Annotated in this window: 19 protein-coding genes; 9 read left to right on the forward strand and 10 right to left on the reverse strand. The window is 45.4% G+C overall.

What is annotated here, in order from left to right; all coding sequences use genetic code 11:
• The 5 genes from Q0140_RS02670 to Q0140_RS02690 all read left to right on the forward strand — a co-directional run.
• Nucleotides 1-658: peptidylprolyl isomerase (locus Q0140_RS02670; RefSeq protein WP_297961540.1), on the forward strand; the 658-nt coding region annotated here is incomplete at its 5' end.
• Between the two features lie 235 nt (nucleotides 659-893).
• Nucleotides 894-1,493, forward strand: a complete 600-nt coding sequence (locus Q0140_RS02675) for a DedA family protein (protein WP_297961543.1) — start codon at nucleotides 894-896, stop codon at nucleotides 1,491-1,493.
• Nucleotides 1,494-1,808: 315 nt separating this feature from the next.
• Complete coding sequence (locus tag Q0140_RS02680) at nucleotides 1,809-3,215, forward strand: aspartate ammonia-lyase (RefSeq protein WP_005870686.1); 1,407 nt, start codon at nucleotides 1,809-1,811, stop codon at nucleotides 3,213-3,215.
• Between the two features lie 286 nt (nucleotides 3,216-3,501).
• Nucleotides 3,502-4,845, forward strand: a complete 1,344-nt coding sequence (locus Q0140_RS02685; RefSeq protein ID WP_297961546.1) for an anaerobic C4-dicarboxylate transporter — start codon at nucleotides 3,502-3,504, stop codon at nucleotides 4,843-4,845.
• Nucleotides 4,846-5,130: 285 nt separating this feature from the next.
• Nucleotides 5,131-5,658, forward strand: a complete 528-nt coding sequence (locus Q0140_RS02690; RefSeq protein ID WP_297961549.1) for an NAD(P)H-dependent oxidoreductase — start codon at nucleotides 5,131-5,133, stop codon at nucleotides 5,656-5,658.
• A 1,464-nt stretch (nucleotides 5,659-7,122) separates the two neighbouring features.
• Here Q0140_RS02690 and Q0140_RS02695 read toward each other — a convergent pair.
• From Q0140_RS02695 to Q0140_RS02730, 8 genes are all read right to left on the reverse strand, one after another.
• Complete coding sequence (locus tag Q0140_RS02695; RefSeq protein ID WP_297961552.1) at nucleotides 7,123-7,275, reverse strand: hypothetical protein; 153 nt, start codon at nucleotides 7,273-7,275, stop codon at nucleotides 7,123-7,125.
• Nucleotides 7,260-7,799, reverse strand: a complete 540-nt coding sequence (locus Q0140_RS02700; protein ID WP_297961555.1) for a hypothetical protein — start codon at nucleotides 7,797-7,799, stop codon at nucleotides 7,260-7,262. The genes Q0140_RS02695 and Q0140_RS02700 overlap by 16 nt, the downstream gene beginning before the upstream one ends.
• A 325-nt stretch (nucleotides 7,800-8,124) precedes the next feature.
• Nucleotides 8,125-8,262 (reverse strand): hypothetical protein, encoded by a 138-nt coding sequence (locus Q0140_RS02705; RefSeq protein ID WP_297961557.1) that lies wholly within the window; start codon nucleotides 8,260-8,262, stop codon nucleotides 8,125-8,127.
• Between the two features lie 86 nt (nucleotides 8,263-8,348).
• On the reverse strand, nucleotides 8,349-9,035 hold the full coding sequence (locus tag Q0140_RS02710) for a tyrosine-protein phosphatase (protein WP_297961560.1): 687 nt from the start codon (nucleotides 9,033-9,035) through the stop codon (nucleotides 8,349-8,351).
• A gap of 424 nt (nucleotides 9,036-9,459) precedes the next feature.
• Nucleotides 9,460-9,915: a DIP1984 family protein gene (locus Q0140_RS02715; protein ID WP_297961563.1), complete on the reverse strand. Its 456-nt coding sequence runs from the start codon at nucleotides 9,913-9,915 to the stop codon at nucleotides 9,460-9,462.
• An 18-nt stretch (nucleotides 9,916-9,933) separates the two neighbouring features.
• Complete coding sequence (locus Q0140_RS02720; protein ID WP_177388409.1) at nucleotides 9,934-10,614, reverse strand: DUF799 domain-containing protein; 681 nt, start codon at nucleotides 10,612-10,614, stop codon at nucleotides 9,934-9,936.
• Nucleotides 10,611-11,105, reverse strand: a complete 495-nt coding sequence (locus Q0140_RS02725; protein ID WP_297922624.1) for a DUF4810 domain-containing protein — start codon at nucleotides 11,103-11,105, stop codon at nucleotides 10,611-10,613. Before Q0140_RS02725 ends, Q0140_RS02720 begins: the two co-directional genes overlap by 4 nt.
• A 9-nt stretch (nucleotides 11,106-11,114) precedes the next feature.
• Nucleotides 11,115-11,792, reverse strand: coding sequence for a CsgG/HfaB family protein (locus tag Q0140_RS02730; protein WP_297961565.1), 678 nt, complete (start codon nucleotides 11,790-11,792; stop codon nucleotides 11,115-11,117).
• Between the two features lie 98 nt (nucleotides 11,793-11,890).
• Here Q0140_RS02730 and Q0140_RS02735 point away from each other — a divergent pair, with 98 nt between their 5' ends.
• The 3 genes from Q0140_RS02735 to Q0140_RS02745 all read left to right on the forward strand — a co-directional run bounded on the left by Q0140_RS02735 (nucleotide 11,891) and on the right by Q0140_RS02745 (nucleotide 15,452).
• Nucleotides 11,891-12,571: a response regulator transcription factor gene (locus tag Q0140_RS02735; protein WP_297922630.1), complete on the forward strand. Its 681-nt coding sequence runs from the start codon at nucleotides 11,891-11,893 to the stop codon at nucleotides 12,569-12,571.
• Nucleotides 12,568-13,620 carry a HAMP domain-containing sensor histidine kinase gene (locus Q0140_RS02740; protein ID WP_297961568.1) on the forward strand — a complete coding sequence of 351 codons (1,053 nt, stop codon included), beginning with the start codon at nucleotides 12,568-12,570 and terminating at the stop codon, nucleotides 13,618-13,620. Before Q0140_RS02735 ends, Q0140_RS02740 begins: the two co-directional genes overlap by 4 nt.
• A 1,154-nt stretch (nucleotides 13,621-14,774) precedes the next feature.
• On the forward strand, nucleotides 14,775-15,452 hold the full coding sequence (locus tag Q0140_RS02745) for a hypothetical protein (protein ID WP_297961570.1): 678 nt from the start codon (nucleotides 14,775-14,777) through the stop codon (nucleotides 15,450-15,452).
• Nucleotides 15,453-15,532: 80 nt separating this feature from the next.
• Here Q0140_RS02745 and Q0140_RS02750 read toward each other — a convergent pair whose 3' ends face one another.
• Nucleotides 15,533-16,342 carry a hypothetical protein gene (locus Q0140_RS02750; protein ID WP_297961573.1) on the reverse strand — a complete coding sequence of 270 codons (810 nt, stop codon included), beginning with the start codon at nucleotides 16,340-16,342 and terminating at the stop codon, nucleotides 15,533-15,535.
• Nucleotides 16,343-16,873: 531 nt separating this feature from the next.
• Between Q0140_RS02750 and Q0140_RS02755 the strand changes: the two genes are divergently transcribed.
• Complete coding sequence (locus Q0140_RS02755) at nucleotides 16,874-17,503, forward strand: hypothetical protein (RefSeq protein WP_297961575.1); 630 nt, start codon at nucleotides 16,874-16,876, stop codon at nucleotides 17,501-17,503.
• 218 nt (nucleotides 17,504-17,721) lie between these two features.
• Here Q0140_RS02755 and Q0140_RS02760 read toward each other — a convergent pair whose 3' ends face one another.
• Complete coding sequence (locus Q0140_RS02760) at nucleotides 17,722-18,510, reverse strand: sulfite exporter TauE/SafE family protein (protein WP_297961578.1); 789 nt, start codon at nucleotides 18,508-18,510, stop codon at nucleotides 17,722-17,724.
• Nucleotides 18,511-18,575 lie beyond the last annotated feature (65 nt).

Below are 18,575 nucleotides of genomic sequence, written 5' to 3' on the forward strand. Positions count from 1 at the left end.
TGAGAAGAAAAAACTAATCGACGATCTGATCAAATACAAACTTCTAATCGCAGAAGCGAAAAAATCAGGCATTGAAAACAGCGACGAATATAAACATCAGCTAGAGCTAGCTAAAGATGGCATCGCATTTAATCTATGGCAACGCGAACAGGCTAAAGACGTAAGCATCAGCGACGAGGAAGCTAAAAAAATTTATGATGAAAATAAACAGAATTTCATGCAACCAGATTCCGTTACCGCAAGTCATATCTTAGTAGCAGACGAAAAGGCTGCTAAAAACGCGATTGCGAAGCTATCAAAAGTCAAAAAAGAGAATTTAAAAGAGGAATTTAATAAGCTAGCTAAAGAAATTTCAATCGATCCAAGTGCGAAAGAAAACGGTGGCGATTTGGGCTCTTTCGGTAAAGGTATGATGGTGCCGGAGTTTGAAAAAGCGGCGTTTGCGCTAAAAGATGGTGAGATGAGCAAAACGCCGGTAAAGACGCAATTCGGATATCATGTAATCTACAAAGAAAGCAGCAAAAAGGCTGAGACTATGCCGTTTGAAAAGGTAAAAGATCTCATCAAAAATCAGCTACTTCCAAGCAAAGTAAACAAAAAAATCGATGACAAGGCTAATGAGCTATTCGGCAAACTAAACATCGAATACGCAAAATAGTTTTAATTTTAAGGCGCGAGGCTATTAAATTTATATGCAAGTTCGCTGCAGCGGCAACTTGCAGGGATAAAATTTAGCCCGCGCCTTTGTTTTATATGCGCTAAATTTTGTGAAATTTTAAGATCACTCTTGTATCGCCGGATTGTTAAATTCTAAATTTATTCGCTCTGCCGATGTTAAATTTTGCGGAATTTTAAGTACAGCCGGTTTTTACACATTAAATCAAGGAATTCAAATGCTTTCTAATATCGTAAATTTTATCGTAGAATTTGTCGCAGGTTGGGGATACCTTGGCGTTTTTGTGATGATGTTTTTAGAAAGCAGCTTCTTTCCCTTCCCAAGTGAAGTCGTGATGATCCCTGCGGGCTATCTGGCCTCAAAATCGCAGATGAGCTTTGTTATGGCATTTGTTTGTGGGCTTGGCGGCAGCATCACCGGCGCGCTGTTTAATTACTATCTATGCTACTTTTTTGGACGTAAGATTATCGCTAAATACGGCAAATACGTAGGCATCACCGAGGAGAAATTTGCAAAATTCGAAGCGTTTTTTAACCGCCATGGCGAAATTTCAACGTTTAACTGCCGCCTAATCCCTGGCATCCGTCAATACATCAGCCTTCCTGCGGGGCTTGCAAAGATGAATGTCGCGCGCTTCGTGCTATTTACCGGGCTTGGAGCTGCGATTTGGACACTAATACTAATGAGCTTGGGATATTTCATCGGCGAAAACGAGGAGCTAATCAAGCAAGATCTGCATCTAATTACGATCGCTCTATTCGCCGTCGTCATTATAATCTCGCTTCTATATGTTTATTTTATAAAACGCAAAAAATAGTTTCACGCCAGTAAATACAAATACAATGAAAAATTCCATTTTATCGCCTTTAAGTTCAAATTTTTCAAATTATAATTTAAGCTAAACAAGAATTTTTATAATTTCACTTTCATAATCTGCGTGCAATACGATATTTCTATTAAAGTGTAATTATGCCTTAGTAGCGAATTCCAAAATATTTTTTAAGTAAAATTCTATTTAAAGCCTTAAACAATCATACTAATTTCTAAATTTTAATTTTTCGTTACGTTTTAAGCTGCTTTTAATACTAAAAGCTTTAAAATTCCATTAACAATTTCAACGAAAGGACTTATTATGGCAAAGACCAGAAAAGAACACGATTTCATCGGTGAATTAGAAATTTCCGACGATTTTTACTACGGTGTGCAGACATTTAGGGCACTAGAGAACTTCCATCTAAGCGGACGAGCGCTCAAAGACTATCCGTTTTTTATCAAAGCATTTGCACAAATCAAAAAAGCAGCTGCGCTAGCCAATAAAGAGGTCGGAGTCCTAGACGCACAAAAAGCCGATGCGATTGCAAAAGCTTGCGACAGGCTCATCGCAGGAGAGTTTAGAGATCAATTCGTAGTCGATATGATCCAAGGCGGCGCCGGAACTTCAACGAATATGAATACCAACGAGGTCATTACTAATATAGCTTTGGAGAGCATGGGACATAAAAAGGGTGAATACCAATACCTTCATCCAAACGACCACACAAATTTAGGTCAAAGCACCAACGATACCTATCCTAGCTCGATCAAAGTCGCCGCTTACGCCAAGCTAACCGATCTATTAAAAGCTATGGAAAATTTGAAAAAAGAGCTTGAAGTTAAAGCCAAAGAATACAAAGATGTCATCAAAATGGGAAGGACAGAGCTTGAGGACGCCGTTCCTACTACTCTTGGAAACACTTTCAACGCTTTTGCTACCTACATCAAAACCGATATCGCGCTTATCAAAGCTGCTAGAGAGTCGATGACTTACCTAAATATGGGCGCTACGGCGATTGGTACGGGCATCAACTGCCACCCTGATTACAAAAACGTAGTCGAGAAAAAACTGGGTGAAATCACCGGCGTTAAATTTAAAGCTGCAGAGGATTTCATCGCCGCTACACAAGACACCGCAGACTTCGTTCACGTTAGTGGCGCGTTAAAAACAGCAGCCGTCCGCCTAAGTAAAATCGCAAACGACCTACGTCTTATGAACTCCGGTCCTAGATGCGGTCTAGGCGAAATCGAGCTTCCTAAGATGCAACCGGGCAGCTCCATCATGCCGGGCAAGGTAAATCCAGTCATCGCTGAGGTCGTAGGCGAGGCTTGCTATGAGGTAATCGGCAACGATGTTACGATTATGCTTTGCTCCGAGCGTGGAGAATTCGAGCTAAATGCATTCGAGCCTGGCATCGCATATGCGTTATTTAACTCGATCGTGCTTTTGGAAAATGCGATGAATACGCTAGCCGAAAAAGCTATCAAACATCTAAAGGCAAATCCTGAAGCTTGCCTAAAATCGGTGTTAAATTCCGTCGGTATCGTTACGGCGTTTAATCCTTACATTGGCTACGAGAAATCCGCAAGTATCGCCAAAGAAGCACTTCAGACCGGAAAATCCGTCGGCGAAATCTGCCTAGAGCGCGGATATTTGAAAAAAGAGGAGATCGATAAGATCCTAGAGCCTAAATCTATGCTCAACCCACATATGAGCAAAAAATAGTTTCAAACTAGGTGCGGCGCGGAATTTCGTCGGTTAATTTAATAGGCGAAATTCCGCAAAGTAGAATTCTAAATAGATAAGATTTATCGTGCAGAATTCCGTAGATGCAGAATTTCATCAAGTTAGATTTAGCTTCCGTGGAGTAAAATTCCACTTGCGAAATTTTAGGATAAAATTCCGCATAGAATTCCGACCACTGAATTATAAAGATAATTCGGATTTTACCTGCTGAAATCTTTAGAATTCTGCGCGCCGTTAAAAAAATTACTTTATAAGGAGTTTTGCAATGGACTTTATGGTGATATTGCAATTTATCGTGTTGCTCGGCGGCATCTACCTAGGCGTTAAGCTAGGCGGCATGGGCGTCGGTTATGCAGGCGGCTTGGGCGTTGTCGTCCTAGCCATTTTGGGCATGAAGGTCGATATGAAGGATATCCCGATTGACGTTATCCTAATTATCGCATCGGTAATCTCCGCGATTACGGCGCTGCAAGTCGCAGGTGGACTTGATTATTTGGTTCAGGTAGCATCTAAAATTTTAAGGAAAAATCCTAAGCAGATCAACTTCCTAGCGCCTATCGTTACCTATCTACTTACGATACTTGCGGGCACCGGACATACTGCGTTTTCTATGATCCCGGTTATCGTCGAGGTCGCAAAGACACAGAACATCAAGCCTTCCGCTCCTCTTGCGCTCTCGGTCGTTTCGTCTCAAGTAGCGATCACTGCGAGCCCTATTTCGGCGGCGTTCGTCGCCATGAGCGGTCTGTGCGAGAAGCTAGGCGTTAGCTATCCTAAGCTTTTGTTTATCTGCATCTCTACTACCTTCGTAGCTATGTTGATTACGGCTTTTATCGTAAATAAATTCTACGATCTCGATCTTTCAAAAGACCCTGTTTACAAAGAGAGGCTTTCAAAAGGTCTTGTAGCCGAGATCAAAGCTGAGGAGTATAAAGAGCCGAAGCCTTACGCGAAAAGATCGGTTGCGATATTTGCTATCGGCGTTTTGATCGTTGTTTGCTATGCGCTTGCGATCTCAAAGAGCGTCGGTTTGGTAGAAAAACCGATCCTTTCAAGAGATAGCGCGATTATCAGCTTTATGCTAACTATCGGCTTTCTTATCGCTGTTTTATGCAAGATCGATACGGGCAAACTGCTCTCTACCAGCACTTTCCAAAGCGGTATGAATGCGTGCATCTGCGTCATCGGTATCGCGTGGCTCGGTACTACTTTCGTAAATGGTCACATCGACAGCATCAAAGAGGTAGCTAAAAATGTCGTTACGCAGTATCCTTTCGTACTAGCCGTCGCGCTATACTTCCTAAGCTGCTTGCTATACTCGCAGGCTGCGACCACAAAGGTTATGATGCCTGCCGTCGCCGCCGCGCTTGGAATGACTAGCCCTGAAAATTCCGGTCAAATTTGGATCTTAGTCGCATCGTTCGCAGCCGTTTCGGGCTTGTTCGTGCTCCCTACCTATCCTACGACGCTCGGCGCGATCGCTATGGACGATACCGGAACGACTAGAGTCGGTAAATTTGTATTTAACCACTCGTTCTTCCTTCCGGGAACCATTATGGTTGCGCTTTCGGTCGCTCTAGGATTTTTAGTAGCTCCTGCGCTAATCTAAGATTAGTATTCCTTTCATTTGCGCCGAATTTTTCGGCGCATTTTTCATACTATTTAAAATTTTTAATACAATCTAATAGATACAATTCTATCGATTTTGGGGTCTGCCATATTTGCTTATAAATTTAACTTCTAATCGCATGCGCAAAAAACTATAAGCCTGCTAGTAATGTTTGAGTGAGAGTAAAATTTCATTTGAAATTTCATACCCATATTATGCTAGATGATAAATCAAAATTTCAGCCAAAAAACATATAATGTAAGAAATTTAAAACAAGGATAAAATATGAAAAATCTCATCATCATCGCTCATCCCGATATGGCAAGCTCACACGCAAACAAGGCGTGGCGCGAGGTAGCCAAAAAGCAAGCGGATAAATTTGATATTCACGAAATTTACGCTGCTTATCCGAACGGCGAAATAAACGTAGCGCGCGAGCAGGAGTCACTTTTAAGCCACGATAAAATTATCATTCAGTTTCCACTTTATTGGTACAGCTATCCGCCGCTTTTAAAGCAATGGTTCGACGATGTATTCGCCTACGGCTGGGCTTACGGCAGCACCGGCGGCAAGCTGAAAGGTAAAGAATTCGCCCTAGCGATCACTATCGGCGACGAGCGAAACAACTATAAAAAAGACGGCACGATCGGATTTTGCATAGAAGAAGTTATCACGCCTTTTAAATGCGCGATGAATTTTACTGGTGCTAAACTCCTGCCGTGCCACTTTGGCTATGGATTTTCATTTCATCCAGATAGCGAATATATCGCAAAAAGTGCAGAAAAATACGAAGAATTTTTAGCAAAATTTTAAAATTTACAAAGGCAAAATTGCTTTTTTAGTCGCAAAATTTATTTTAAAAGTGACGGATGAAAATCATCTTTTCATCCGCACTGCTTGGTACGCTTCCTGCATCACTATTTTTGCGTTGCACACGCAGCCTGCTGACATAATCCCACGCCCTTTTGATCGTAAATTTTACTCCACCTCCCTAATGGGGCAAAATTTACGTTAAAATTTATACGAAATTGCCGTATGGAGCATGCTTTAGTACAGTCATATAAAAATCAATGAACATAAAATTTTACCTAAAAATTTGCACCCGCTCGCAACAATACTCGTCTTAAATTTCCACAAAGCGCTAAAATCTATGCACGTTCGCCGCAGCACTCAACTCAAATCCTTCGCTAAATTCATAAAACACGCAAAGTCGCGCGTTCACTATAACGCTACCGGACTTGTATGCGCTGTATATGAGCTTGCCAAGCCTATCCTCATTAATGTGTCAAAACAGCAATCACTCGTCTTGCTAGAAAACGCATCAGCCAGCAGGTATCAAAGAGAACTACTGCGAAAGTGGCGCAAAATACGATATCTCCGCACCGAGCTGCTGTAGTGTTTGCTACTTCTGCGCGTACAAACCCAAGATCCAAAAAGAGATTTAAAGCAAAGTAGCGCCTGCCACCCTACGCGCGTGCAAACAGCTCAAAGCTGCCAAAAAGTTTGCGCTCACTTCGCCACTGAGCGCAATTTACCTATTGCGCAGTTATTAATACTTTCAGATTTCAACCTGTTCGCTTTTACTTTCCGTCTTTTAAATGCCTGCGCGCAGCTAGCTGCAAAGACGTATTCGCTGGATATGCCTTGTAGCTCACCCCCCATACCCTCGATAAAAATCCGTCGTAATTTATGCGGATATTTGACAGCAGGATCGTTTGGATACGATCTTTGATACGAAGCCTAAAAGCGCTACGCCGATACAGATGCTCGCGCCGTTTTTCTCGCTCTGTGCGCGCTGCCTACACACGCTGCCATCGCAATTTTCTCTGATACGACACTTAAAGATAACTCATCACCAAAACTACCGAAAAGCTTTTAGCCTTGTTTTTTCTGCTTTAGAATTTAGTCTCAATCAGTTCTTTTCTAATAAACCGACAGAATTTCCATGCTTTGATATAACCCATCAACGAGGAACTTAGCTAAATTTATTTGAATTCCTAAAGACACGGCAACTTACATCGCACCCGCATTTCAGATCACTGCGAAATTTCGTCGCTACATTGTAAAGAGTTAAATTCTATCAGGTAGATTTATTAAAAATTTTAAGAGCAGTAGAAGTAGTAATAGATGATTAATGCTTTTCTATATAGATACCGCCGCCAAATTTTAATCAAAATACGCTCTTTAAATTAGCCAGCAAAAGCTTAAATTTCAAGGTTTCCTGCAAAAGTAAAGCCCACAACGCTTCATCAAGCGGCGCAAAAGCCGCTTTAAATTTCACTCTGCGACGCGATTTACCCAGATCAAAAACTCATCGCTCGGGTTCTCGTCGTCTAGATGCGCGGGCGTGACGAGCTCAAGCGCGGTTTGCGGGATCGTCGTTTTAAACGCCTCCTTGAGCCACTGCTGAAATTCTACGTTTGGATGCACGAAAAAATCGTCCTCCTCGCTGTTTGGCGGCGCACTAAAATCCTCATCCCAACAGATCTCATCGTATCCGATCGCGAGCAGTCGCAAAAAATCAAGCCCGCTATGAACCAAAACGCAGGCCATGGTCGAACCCGAGCCGGAGCCCATGTGCGGGGTCTAGCCTCGCCCGCATCATCCAGCCACAGCGCGCACATCGAGCCCTCCGAGCCGCTGCCTGCGAATACGCAAAGCCTCTGCTTGATCTCCGCGGCAAGCTCGCGATCCTCGCCGTAAAACCAATACCTTAGCTCCTCGTCGCGATTTTTCGGCTCATCCGTGAAAAAGACGGTATCCCCCTCGCGCTCATCGTCGCTCCAGCTCTGCTGCAGCCGATCCTGCGGATAGAGATAGCCGCGTCTGCGCCCGCCCGCGCCGTCATAAAAGCCGTTTGCTTCGATCCACGCATAAAGCGCCTGGGTCTCGCTCGGCACGCGCATACCCTGCGGTAGCGCCTCGCGTAGTTGCGTTAGTAATAAATTTTCCACGATCGCTCCTTTTTCTAAATTTGCCGCTCTAATTTTACTGCATTTCGGCTAAATTTACAGATATTTTGTCTGATATTTGCGGCGTTTTACGCGCCCCGTCGCCGCAAGCGCAAATCAGGCTTTTAAAATTTAGCTGATTTTGGTTGTGGTACGCACACCGGAGCGATATGAGCGCATATTTGAAAAAAGAGTATGATAATTTTAAGTAGAAAAATGCGTAAAATTTTACGACTTAAATTTTATTATTTTAAGGTCTCTTTGCTTTTTTGTAGAAATTTACGGTTTTAAATTTAGCTCGCCGCAAAGAGTAAAATTTTAGCAATACCTATAAATTTAAAATTTCTCGCGCCTTTTGTTTGCACGCCTCAAATTTTTGCTCAAACTCCGCGCGTCTTTGCAGCTCGTTTTTCGCCCCTATTTTGGTGTATCCCGAGCCTCGCCCCAGAAAATATACGTAGCCCATATTCTAAAATTTCGTTATAAATGGCATTTTGTCATTATTAAATTTACAAATTTTGCCGCCGTCTGATCGGGCGGGCGAAATTTCGTCTAAATTCCAAGTTCGGCTCTTACGAGCGCTTCGTTTTGCGGCGTCAAAAAGCCCGCGATATCCTGCCACATCGAGTGAAAGCCGTATCCGCCCTCTATCATCTCGCTGCGCGCGGCGTCCAGGCTCCAGCCCTGATAGATCACGCGGTACATCGCCACCACAAGCCCCGTACGATCGGCTCCGTGATAGCAGTGCACGAGCACGGCGCCCTCCTTTTGGCGCTCGCGAATGGTGCGCAAGACGTCCGCGATCTGCGCGGGCTTTATCTCCCAGCTTTGAAGTGGCTTGTTCGCGAGCCAAAATTGATCCCCAAACGCCCTTTTATCGCCGCCTCTGCTAAAATGACGCAGATTTACAATGCTTTTTATGCCAAGCTCATGCAGCTTCGCGGCGTAGCTTCCATCAAGCTGAGCGCTGCGAAACAGCAGCTCGTCCACGCGGTAGAAATTTTTTGCTTCGTCGATGAGGGTTGCTTTTTGCGATGAGTTTGAGTTTGTACCGCTCGCTGCGGTATCTGCGTTTTTAAAATGCGCATCTTTAAATTTGGCGTCTTTTGCGTCCGCTAGATTTAGCTCCGCGCCGCTCGTTGTTTTGGAATTTATAGAATTCGTATCTGCCGCGAGCTCTGCATTTACGCTCGTCGCAAAGAAAAATGCGGCCGCTAGCGCAAGGGTTTTAAATTTCAAATTTCATCCTTTAAATTTGGCTAAATTTTATGATTATTGTAAAAATTTGACGCCAGACGGGTCAAAATGCAAAATAGCAAGCGCGCCTACAATTTAACGCAAAATTTGAGCGTCAAATCCGCCCAAATCGCCGCTAAATTTCACCGCGAGCCCGCAAGCTGCGCCGTAAAAATCAAAATTTCGTTTCAAATTTCCCCGTTCCCGCCCTGGGTATCGCTAGATCAGTACGCGGTAGTTACATTGCGTAGTTACATTGCCCCTGTAAATTTACTGAAAATAAATCGTAAAAGGGGTGCGCCCGTTTCCGCGAGCGCTGACATAAACCTGCTTCGCAGGTGAGTTTCGTACTCGCCTCTTGCGATACTTACCCGAAATTTTATCTTTTCGCGAAATCCTTTCAAATTTCGCCGCTAAATTTGACGCTTTAGTTGGTCAGATCGGTCTGCCAGTTCGCGCCTTGCAGCGTCGTGTCAAGCTGTCTGATCTGCTTAGCCAGCTCGTCCACCTGCTTTTGTAGCGCCGCGACGTCGACCGTGCTTAAAATTTTAATCTCGCTGCGCGAATAAACGTCCACTTTTTGCGCGGAAGCTTGCGCGAAAGCCCGCAATGCACCCGCTTTTAGCGTGAGTACGTCGCGCTTGGCGATTAGCTCGGTTAGACTCTTGCCGTCAGCTTTCGCGGTGCAGTTGGTTAAATTTATCCGAACTATCAACCGCTCAAGCTCGTTTGTGAGCGCATCCAGCTCGGCTAGCAGCGCCTTTGGCTCCTCGCTAGGCTTCTCGCCCTCTTGCACTTTTGCGTTGTCCGCGAGCCTTGATTTTAGCTGCTCGATGCGTTTTTGTATATCTGCGCGCAGTATCAGCGCCTCGGCTAGTTTCATTTTCGTCCTTTTAAAAATTTATTTGCCGCCGCCAAGCTGCCTATCCTGACCGTAATGCGGCGAATACGGACCGTATAGTAAGCAGTTATTGCAGTTCTGCCCCAAAAGTATCGCATCCGCGCTTGCAGAAAGCTTGTATCCCGCATCGGTGATCGTATCGCCAACCTGCTTAATGACAGCGGAGATCAGCATACCCACGAGATTGTTACCGCCTCCGCCCGAGTCGTCGCTGACCTGCGCCGAGCCCTCCCAGAGCGTCGCGCCGCTTCGCAAATCCACAAGTTTGGCATTGACCGCCACTACGTTCGTGCTTTTGATAAGCATATACGAAGTGCCGTATTTGACGACGTTCAGATACAGCACGGCGTCTGCACCAAAAATCTGCCTTAGCTTGTGCGCGGAGACGTTTTGGATGTCGCTAGCCTCGTAAATTCCGTTATTTTTGAAGGTCTCATGCACGAGCGCGGGTGAAAATACGTAATAGCCCGCCTCGCTTAGCGGATAGATCGCGTTGGCGAGCACGGCAGCGCCTGCGTCCACTTCGGTAGTTTCGTTGCTCGGCATCAACACCAAAATCGATCGCGGCTTAGCCTGCTGAAGCGCCGAATAGTCGTAAATTTCAGGCTCGCTTAGAGCACACGCGTTAAAAAACAGCGCCACGAATACGCTAAAAATCGCTATTTGAGCTTTATTTTTCATTTTTTAGCCTTTTTATTCGTTTTGCCGCCCTGCTTCGCGGCAGCTTTGCCTTGCTTCGCAGAGACCGCTTTGGTGGCTTCGCGTCCGCTTGATCCTTGAGCTTTATCAGCGCCGGACTTGGCCGCAGCCTCCGCTTTTTTAAGCGCGGCGGGGTTTGTAACGAAGGTCAAAAACGGCTTTGATTCAGGGAAAGCCTGAGCTTCTTTTTCAAAGTTCTCTCTCGCCCTCGCGCCGTTACCCGCGCTTAGATATAAAAGCCCCAGATGCGAATAAAGCCCCGGCGGGACTTTTAGCCCCTTTTCGTATGCCTTTTGGATAGATTTTTCAAGCGCTTCGATCTGTTCGCCTACGTCGCCTTCCTGCTTTAGATACTGATAGGTCGAGTCCGTGTAGCTGCCGTCCCAGTAATAAATTTGATTCCGGCTCCCGCCGCCGCAGCCGCAAAAGATCACGGCCGCAGCAGCAAGAGCAAGAACACTGCTCGCTTTCAAATTTAATCCTTATCTTAGTTTAAACGCGCCGTTTTCAAGGCCGTTTACGAGATTATTGACCGCTTCGATGATCGCTAGGCTTAACACCTTGCCGTTTAGCGTCGAATCATAGCCCGCAGTGCCGCCGAAACCTAGCACTTCGCGGTTTGACAGCTCGTACTCGCCCGCGCCCTGGGTCGAAAAGACCACCTCGGACGTTTTGACGTCCACGACGTTTAAATTTACTTTAGAATACGCGGTTTGGGTCTTTCCCTTGCCTAAAATTCCAAACAACTGATGATCTCCGGTCGTCTTGCGGCCAAACTCAGTCACGTCGCCGGTGATAACGTATCTGGCGCCTTTTAGATTTTGTGCAGTTTTAGAGATTGCACTTTCCTCTTTGATGGCGCGCATATTCGTGCGATCAAGCACCGAGAAACGTCCTGTTTGTTGTAAGCTTGAGATCAAAATTGTCTGCGCTTGGTTGCCCAGTCTATCCTCACCGTCGGAGAACACGCCGTTGTTGTAAGAGGACTGATTGTTAAAGCGTCCTACCGATACGGCGATCCGCTCGCCAGAGTAGTTGGTATTTAGACTCGCTACCGTAGGTGTTTGCACTACGCGAGAGCTCTCTTTCGCGCATCCGCTAAATAGCGTCAGCACCGAAGCCGCAATAATGGCAGCCGATATGGTTTTTTTGAAATTCATTCTTTACTCCTTGAAAAAATTTACGTATAATATCTCATTGTTTCTTAAAATTTTATGTATAAATTTAAGCGCATAAATTTATCAAAACGGGAGCGATGATGCTTAATATTTTACTGGTCGAAGACGACGAGGCTTTGAGCTCGGCGATAAGAGAAAAGCTGCTTGATGAGGGCTTTAGCGTGAGCTGCGCCTTCGACGGCAAGCAGGCGATAGAGGCGTTAGACGAGGCGCACTTCGATCTGATCATCTCGGACGTGATGATGCCTAAGATGGACGGCTTTGAGCTTAGCAGATACGTTAGGCGCGACGGCAAGAGCCAGCCGATACTGATTATAACGGCAAAAAGCGAGATCGAGGATATGCAGACGGGCTTTAAAAGCGGCGCGGACGATTATATGAGCAAGCCGATAAATTTAAAAGAGCTCGTGCTGCGCGTGCATGCGCTGCTAAGACGCGCAAAGATCGCGAACGAAAAGCGGCTTCTCATCGGCGGAAGCGAGCTTGACTACGATACGCTTAGCGTCCGCGCGGCGGGCGAGCGGATAAGCCTGGCGCCGAAGGAATTTCGTCTTTTGTTTCTGCTGCTAAGCTACGCGGGCAGAATTTTTACGAGGTTTGAGATAATGAGCGAAATTTGGGGCTACGAAACGGACAGCGACGAGCGCGTCGTCGATACGCACATCAAAAAGCTACGAGCAAAATTTGAAAACTCCAAGGACTTTGAGATAATCACCGTGCGCGGGCTCGGCTACAAAGCGGTAAAAAAGGAGCGAGTATGAAAAAATACCTCATCAGCCTCAAAAGCTTCATCGCGTTTTACTCTTCGCTCGCATTCGGCGTGATAAATTTCATCGTCTGCTTTGCGGTTTGCATGCTTTTTTATATAGGCATCGGCGGCAAGATCGGCGGCTTTTGGGACGGAGTGGCGCTGTGCGCGATCATCTGCCTAATCACGATGGCGCTAAATTTTACCCTGCTTTACTTCGGACTTAAAATTTTATTCCGCCCGATCAAGCGGCTACTAGACGCGATCACCGCGATCGCAAACGGCGATTTTGAGGCGCGCGCCGAGCGCAAGCTGCACGGACACCGTACTGATTACCTCTATATGCACGAGCTGGACGAGCTTGTGGTAAACGTCAATAAAATGGCGCAGAAGCTGCAAAAGCACGAGCAGCTACAAAAGGAGTTCGTCTCAAACGTCTCGCACGAGATGAAAACGCCGATCTCCTCGATCGCCGCGTTAAGCGAGATGATAGAGGGCGGCGTGAGCGAGGAGCGCGCGGTGCGATACGCAGCCTCGATCGGCGCGGAAGCAAATCGCCTAAGCAAGCTCTGCAGCGACATGCTAAAGCTAACGAGACTTGATAGCGGCGCGGCGGTGCGCCTAGATGAAGCGGTACGTATCGACGAGCAGCTGCGGCAATGCATCATCTCGCTGAGCCAAAGCTACGAAGGGCACGAGTTTGAGCTAGATTTATCACCGCTTAGCGTGCGATCAAACGCGGGACTGCTAAATCAAATTTGGCGAAATTTGATCGAAAACGCGCTTAAGTACTCGCAGCCGAGCGGTAAAATTTTCGTCCGTTGCTGCGCTTACGATAGCTTTGCACAGGTGAGCATCAAAGACGAAGGCATCGGCATCGCGCGCGAGAAGCTGGATAAAATTTTTGACCGATTTTATCAATGCGAGGAATCGCACAAAGAGCTTGGCAGCGGGCTTGGGCTTAGCATCGTACGCACGGCGCTTGATCTTTTAGGCGGACAGATCGAATACGAAAGCGAACCGGGCGTCGGAACCGAGGCGCGCGTTAAAATTCCGCTTTAAATTTCAGATCAAGACGGCGCGGATGAGCTGCGTCTTGCAATTCGTAGCTCGCCGTAAAATTTCGCCCCACGGGCGCAAGTCGCGCCGATGCAAGCTTTGGCGATACGGGCCCTGACGGCGCAAGCTACGCCAATGCAAGCTTTGATGACGTAAAAAAGCGCGGGTGTGTCGCGCGCCGCATTCACATAAAATTCTGCTTTAAATTTTATATCGATTTGCCGCGGACGCCTCGCGCGCCGCGACGAGGTCGGAATTCTGCTTTAAATTTACCGCGCGCTGCGACTTTGCCGCCCTTTACAACTTTACCGCGCATTACGGCGGGCGGCAGGCTCGCTTAAATTTGCCGCGCCTTAACACAGGTAGCTGAATTTTGCCTGAAATCTGCCGCCGCTCGCACTTTACGACAGGCGGCAAAAATTTCGCCGTAAATTTTAAAAGACACATTAAGAACACAATCACCTTATATAATCCCGCTCATAGATCGATCGGGCTCTTAGCAGCCCAGGTCGGTAGATAATAAAATTAAAAACAAAGGAGAAGCGATGAGTAAGGCCGTACTTCACTCGGTGCTAGCGATAGAAGCCATTTTATGGGGGCTTTTATCGGCCGTGATTATAGGCGCGTAAATTTTACGCTTTGAGCCCGGCGATCTGCCGAAAATTTATAAAATTTGCGCTCTGCCTCGCATCCGCTGCGAAAAGGGGCGCACCTGCGCTAACTATCTAAACTAAAATTTTAATCCGCTCGCCACGCACGCAAACCTCACTACGTACAAATCCATACCGCAGGCTAGCCGGCCGCACACAAACCTCGCTGCGTGCAAACCTACCGCCGCAAACTATAAAGATTGATAAAATTTTGAATGCTACGAGCGGATGGACAAGCTAGTTGATGCCCTATTTCGTCCGCGCCTTTTGCAATATGTGCTCGCTCGCAAAACAGCTTGCGATAGGAAAATGATTTGAACGGTGCGGATTTTAAAATACGCGACCCTCTCTCAATCGCGCAAATTTACGCCTTTGCCGCTAAGCGATTTTTAAAAGCTCTCAAGCTAAAATTTATCCCGATTTAAGATCAAATTTAAACCAAACGGCGAAAATTTCACGAGAGACGCCGCAAGCGGCGAAATCTCAAAGGAGCCTAGCGTAAAAAGATTGATAAATTTCCTGAGGCACATTTGCGCAGACCTGCTTGCAGGCAGGGCGCTGCTGCATCCGATCCTGCTTACGGCTGCGTTTTTAGCGGCGAAATTCGGCACGCTATATATCATAGATCAAAAAATTTTAGAAAGCGGCTATGATTTGGGGATATTTGGAGAATTCGCTTATTACATATTTTTTGATTTTGTCGCAGGTGCCTATTTTATAGCTCTTTGCGCGCATATAATCTATGCTTCGCCTAAAGTCAAATCGCTTAAAATTTTACGCAAAATTTTATTCGCGATAATCTTGGCGTCTTGCGCGTTGGGTTATTTTGCTTCGGACGTAAACTACCAAAAGCTAGGCGTCCTTGAAGCCTTTTTAATTGCCTCGCTAATTTGCATTTGCATCTATTTGGTCGCAACCGAAATATCAAATGACCACTCAAACGCGGTATTTTGGGGTTTTGCTTATGTTCTTAACTACATAGGTGCCTTATTTGTAATATTTCATGCGCAAGCCGCCGAAGTCGTAGCCGTCATTTTAATAATCCTTTGTCCGCTCGCGTGGGCATTTTATTTCAAATACGAATTTCAAAAATCGCTCGCAAAAGACGCCGCAAGCAATGATGAAATTTTAAATAGTGCAAGCAGCGATGAAATTTCAAAAAGCAAAGCGCGCACGGAGAGTTAAATTTACAAAATTCTACCGCAAAGGGCTAAATTTACAAAATTTCGCCAGGGTTAAATTTTAAAATTTACCGCGCGACGCTTTTATTCATTTATATCCTCAATCACAGCCTCTACGAAACGGGCCGTATCAATTAGCCTAAAGCCCCATACTTTGGGATCTGCCGTAATTTTATTATAAAAATCTTCCAATTCTTTCGCGGGAGACAATTCGCCCAATTTAAAAGGGGTAAATTTTACCTTCCCAATCTTTTTTAGATAAGGCAGCAGCTCCTTTAAATCCTTATGATTAAACCAGCGGTCCGCTCTAAGGAAGCCGCCGTTTTTCGAGCCTGCGATCTTGCTTTTTAAAAAATCCTCCATTCCGGGCGGCTCTTTTTGCAGCACTCTGGTGCAGGCTAGGTGGTACTCCAGCTTGCGGGGCGTTTGATCCACCTCCGAGACGAAGCAAACGCCGAATCCCTGCTGCATTTGGATCGACAAAACGTCGCCCTCCTCAAAACAGGGCGTTTTTTGCTTCGAAATTTTGGGCCGTTTAAGCGGTCTAGGGTTTTCGCTTTTGAGCTGAACGGCTAGTTTATCAAGCGCTTTTTGACGGCTCTTTTGAGATTTTTCAAAGACCTTATTCCACATTTCGCTTGCGCCGCCTTTTATGATAGCAAGGGCTTTTTCGCGGATTTCGTCGTTTAAAAATCCGATCTTCCAAAGCGAATACGCTAGAGCCGTCCAATAAATCTCGCTATAAAGCTCATCGGTACAGAAATTCTCCGCCTGCGCCAAAACATCTTGCAGTATCGTTTCAACATCTTCGCCGTCTTTGTAGCGCTCGGTGATAGTCAAATATATATCGTATCCATCGTCGCTATCGATAATTTTCACCCCGTCTATCGCCATTTTTTCTCCTTTATTTTGATCTCTTTTGCCGATTTCGCCGAGCCGAATTTTATCAAAATTTGAGCGCCTGAAAGACAAATCGCCATTGAAATTTCGCTTTAACGGCGGCGAGCTTTGCTTATAAATACAGCGCCGCCCAGTTTATAAAATTTAACTAGCTCAAAATTTGAATAAATTTTTAAAATTTCACTCGCAAGAGTGACTATCTACCAAATTCAGGCTTTCAGACATTCTTAAATTTTAAGCTTTTCTTTTCTCTTGGGGGCGGAAGGGGTTCTACTTACGAAGCGTCGCCTTCCTTTGCTTCGGCACCGCCTCGCAACTGCAAGCAGACTCGCCCCCGAACCCTCACCATTCTCTCATCGCGCGTAGTATATTTTCAAAGTAAAATTTACGCTCGTAGCAGCGCTGCGCCAAGCTAGCACGCCTTTAAATTTGACGAATTTATTTAAACAAACGCAGTAAAGTCCGAGCGTAAAATTTAACGGAGTAAATTTTATTTTGCATCAAAGCGCAAATCTAGGAGCCAAAATGCCAAAAATCGTAAATTTTTTCAAATGCGTCTGCACAGATATTTTCGCGGGCAGGGTCTTGCTACATCCGATTTTACTTACGGCTGCGTTTTTAGTGGCTAGATCCGGCGCGTTTTGGCTGATAAATAACGCAATATTTGGCCTCGGTTACGACTGGGGTTTTCTGGGCGACGGCTTCTTTTTGATGTTTTACCACTTTATCATAAATGCGTATTTTTTAGTATTTTGCTCCTATATGCTATTTAGGGCTTCTTTTGTGCGCTGGCTCAAATTTATCTGGCTGGTGCTCGCTATTTTTATACTTATAGGCTGTATTTACGGCTATTTTGACGCTCATATAAACCGCCAAAAAGAAGGGGTATTCGTCGGCTTTTTTATCGCATCTTTAGTTGCGATTTGCGCTTATGTTTTAGTAATAACGATTGAGTTAAAAAGTTTCCTACCGATCGCATACACGGTCGTTTATCTGATTAGTTTTTCCGCCTCGATATGGATAGTTTTTAATACGCAAGGAAATTACACTACAATGGTTTTAAATATCCTTTGCCCGCTTGCGTGGACGTTTTATTTTAAATATAAATTTAAAGGAGCGCTTGCTAAAAACGCCGAAAACGAGAGTAAAATTTAAAGTAGAAAGTCGGACAAATTTGGAGATTTAGCAAGTTAAATTTTCACTTCATCTGCAAATCCGTCAAATTAAGGATAAAATTTTGCTACCCAAATTTTAGCCGTGATTAAAAATACGCAAGCAAAAAGCTATTTTGCGTTAAAGTCCTCAAATTTAATCGGTAAATTTCGCTCCAAAGAGCGGTTTTAAACGCCGATGTTTGACTAAATTTAGAAATCTTAAAAACTAGCCAAAAGATCCGAAACCCAAAATCCAAGCCGTGCCAAAAGTCCTAAGTCTAAAAATTTATCTATCGTAATACAAAGTATCATAACGATGAGTGCGATCATCCAGCGCTTTTGAGCCTTTTTGCCGATCTTGTGCGAGGTTTTGACGCCCGCATAAACACCCGCTAGCGAGCCGACGCCGAGCAACGCGCCGATTTCGTAGTGTACGAGCCCGTGCGCGGCAAGACTAATAAAGCCCGCGCTTGAGGAAAATATCACGAAAAATAGCCCCGTACTGACGGCCTTTTTGATGTCGTAGTTTAAAAAACTGATCAAAATAGGCATCACGAATACCGCGCCGCCGATACCCACGCTGATCGCCACGGCGCCGACGAACAGCCCCACGATAAAGAGCAAAATTTTAGATTCGTTAGCCTCGCCAGTGGGCTCGGTCGGGGTTTTGAAGAGTTTGATTAAATTTATAATCTGCACCAAAATGAGCGTGCCAAGTAGAAATTTTGAGGAGAAATAGCTTACGATAAAGCCGCTGCTAAGCGCGCCGCAAAAGCCTCCGAGCCCCAGCACCAGCGCCGGCGCGACGTCGAGCATTTTGCTTTTAAAATTTACGAACGAGCCGAAAATCGAGCTGAAGATCATCTGCATGATGCTGATGCCGATGGCGTACTTGACGTCGTAGCCGAAGAGCATCATCACGGGCACCACGACCGTGCCGCCACCGATGCCGAAAAATCCGCTGATAAAGCCTACGCAGGCGCCGATTAAAATGTATTCAAAAAACATCCCTATTCCTTATTTCAGCCCCTTTGGTTTAGCCGAACTCCACTTTTTTCGCGGCTCGTCATTAA

The organism is uncultured Campylobacter sp., assembly GCF_938045405.1.
In the GTDB taxonomy this organism is placed as follows: domain Bacteria; phylum Campylobacterota; class Campylobacteria; order Campylobacterales; family Campylobacteraceae; genus Campylobacter_B.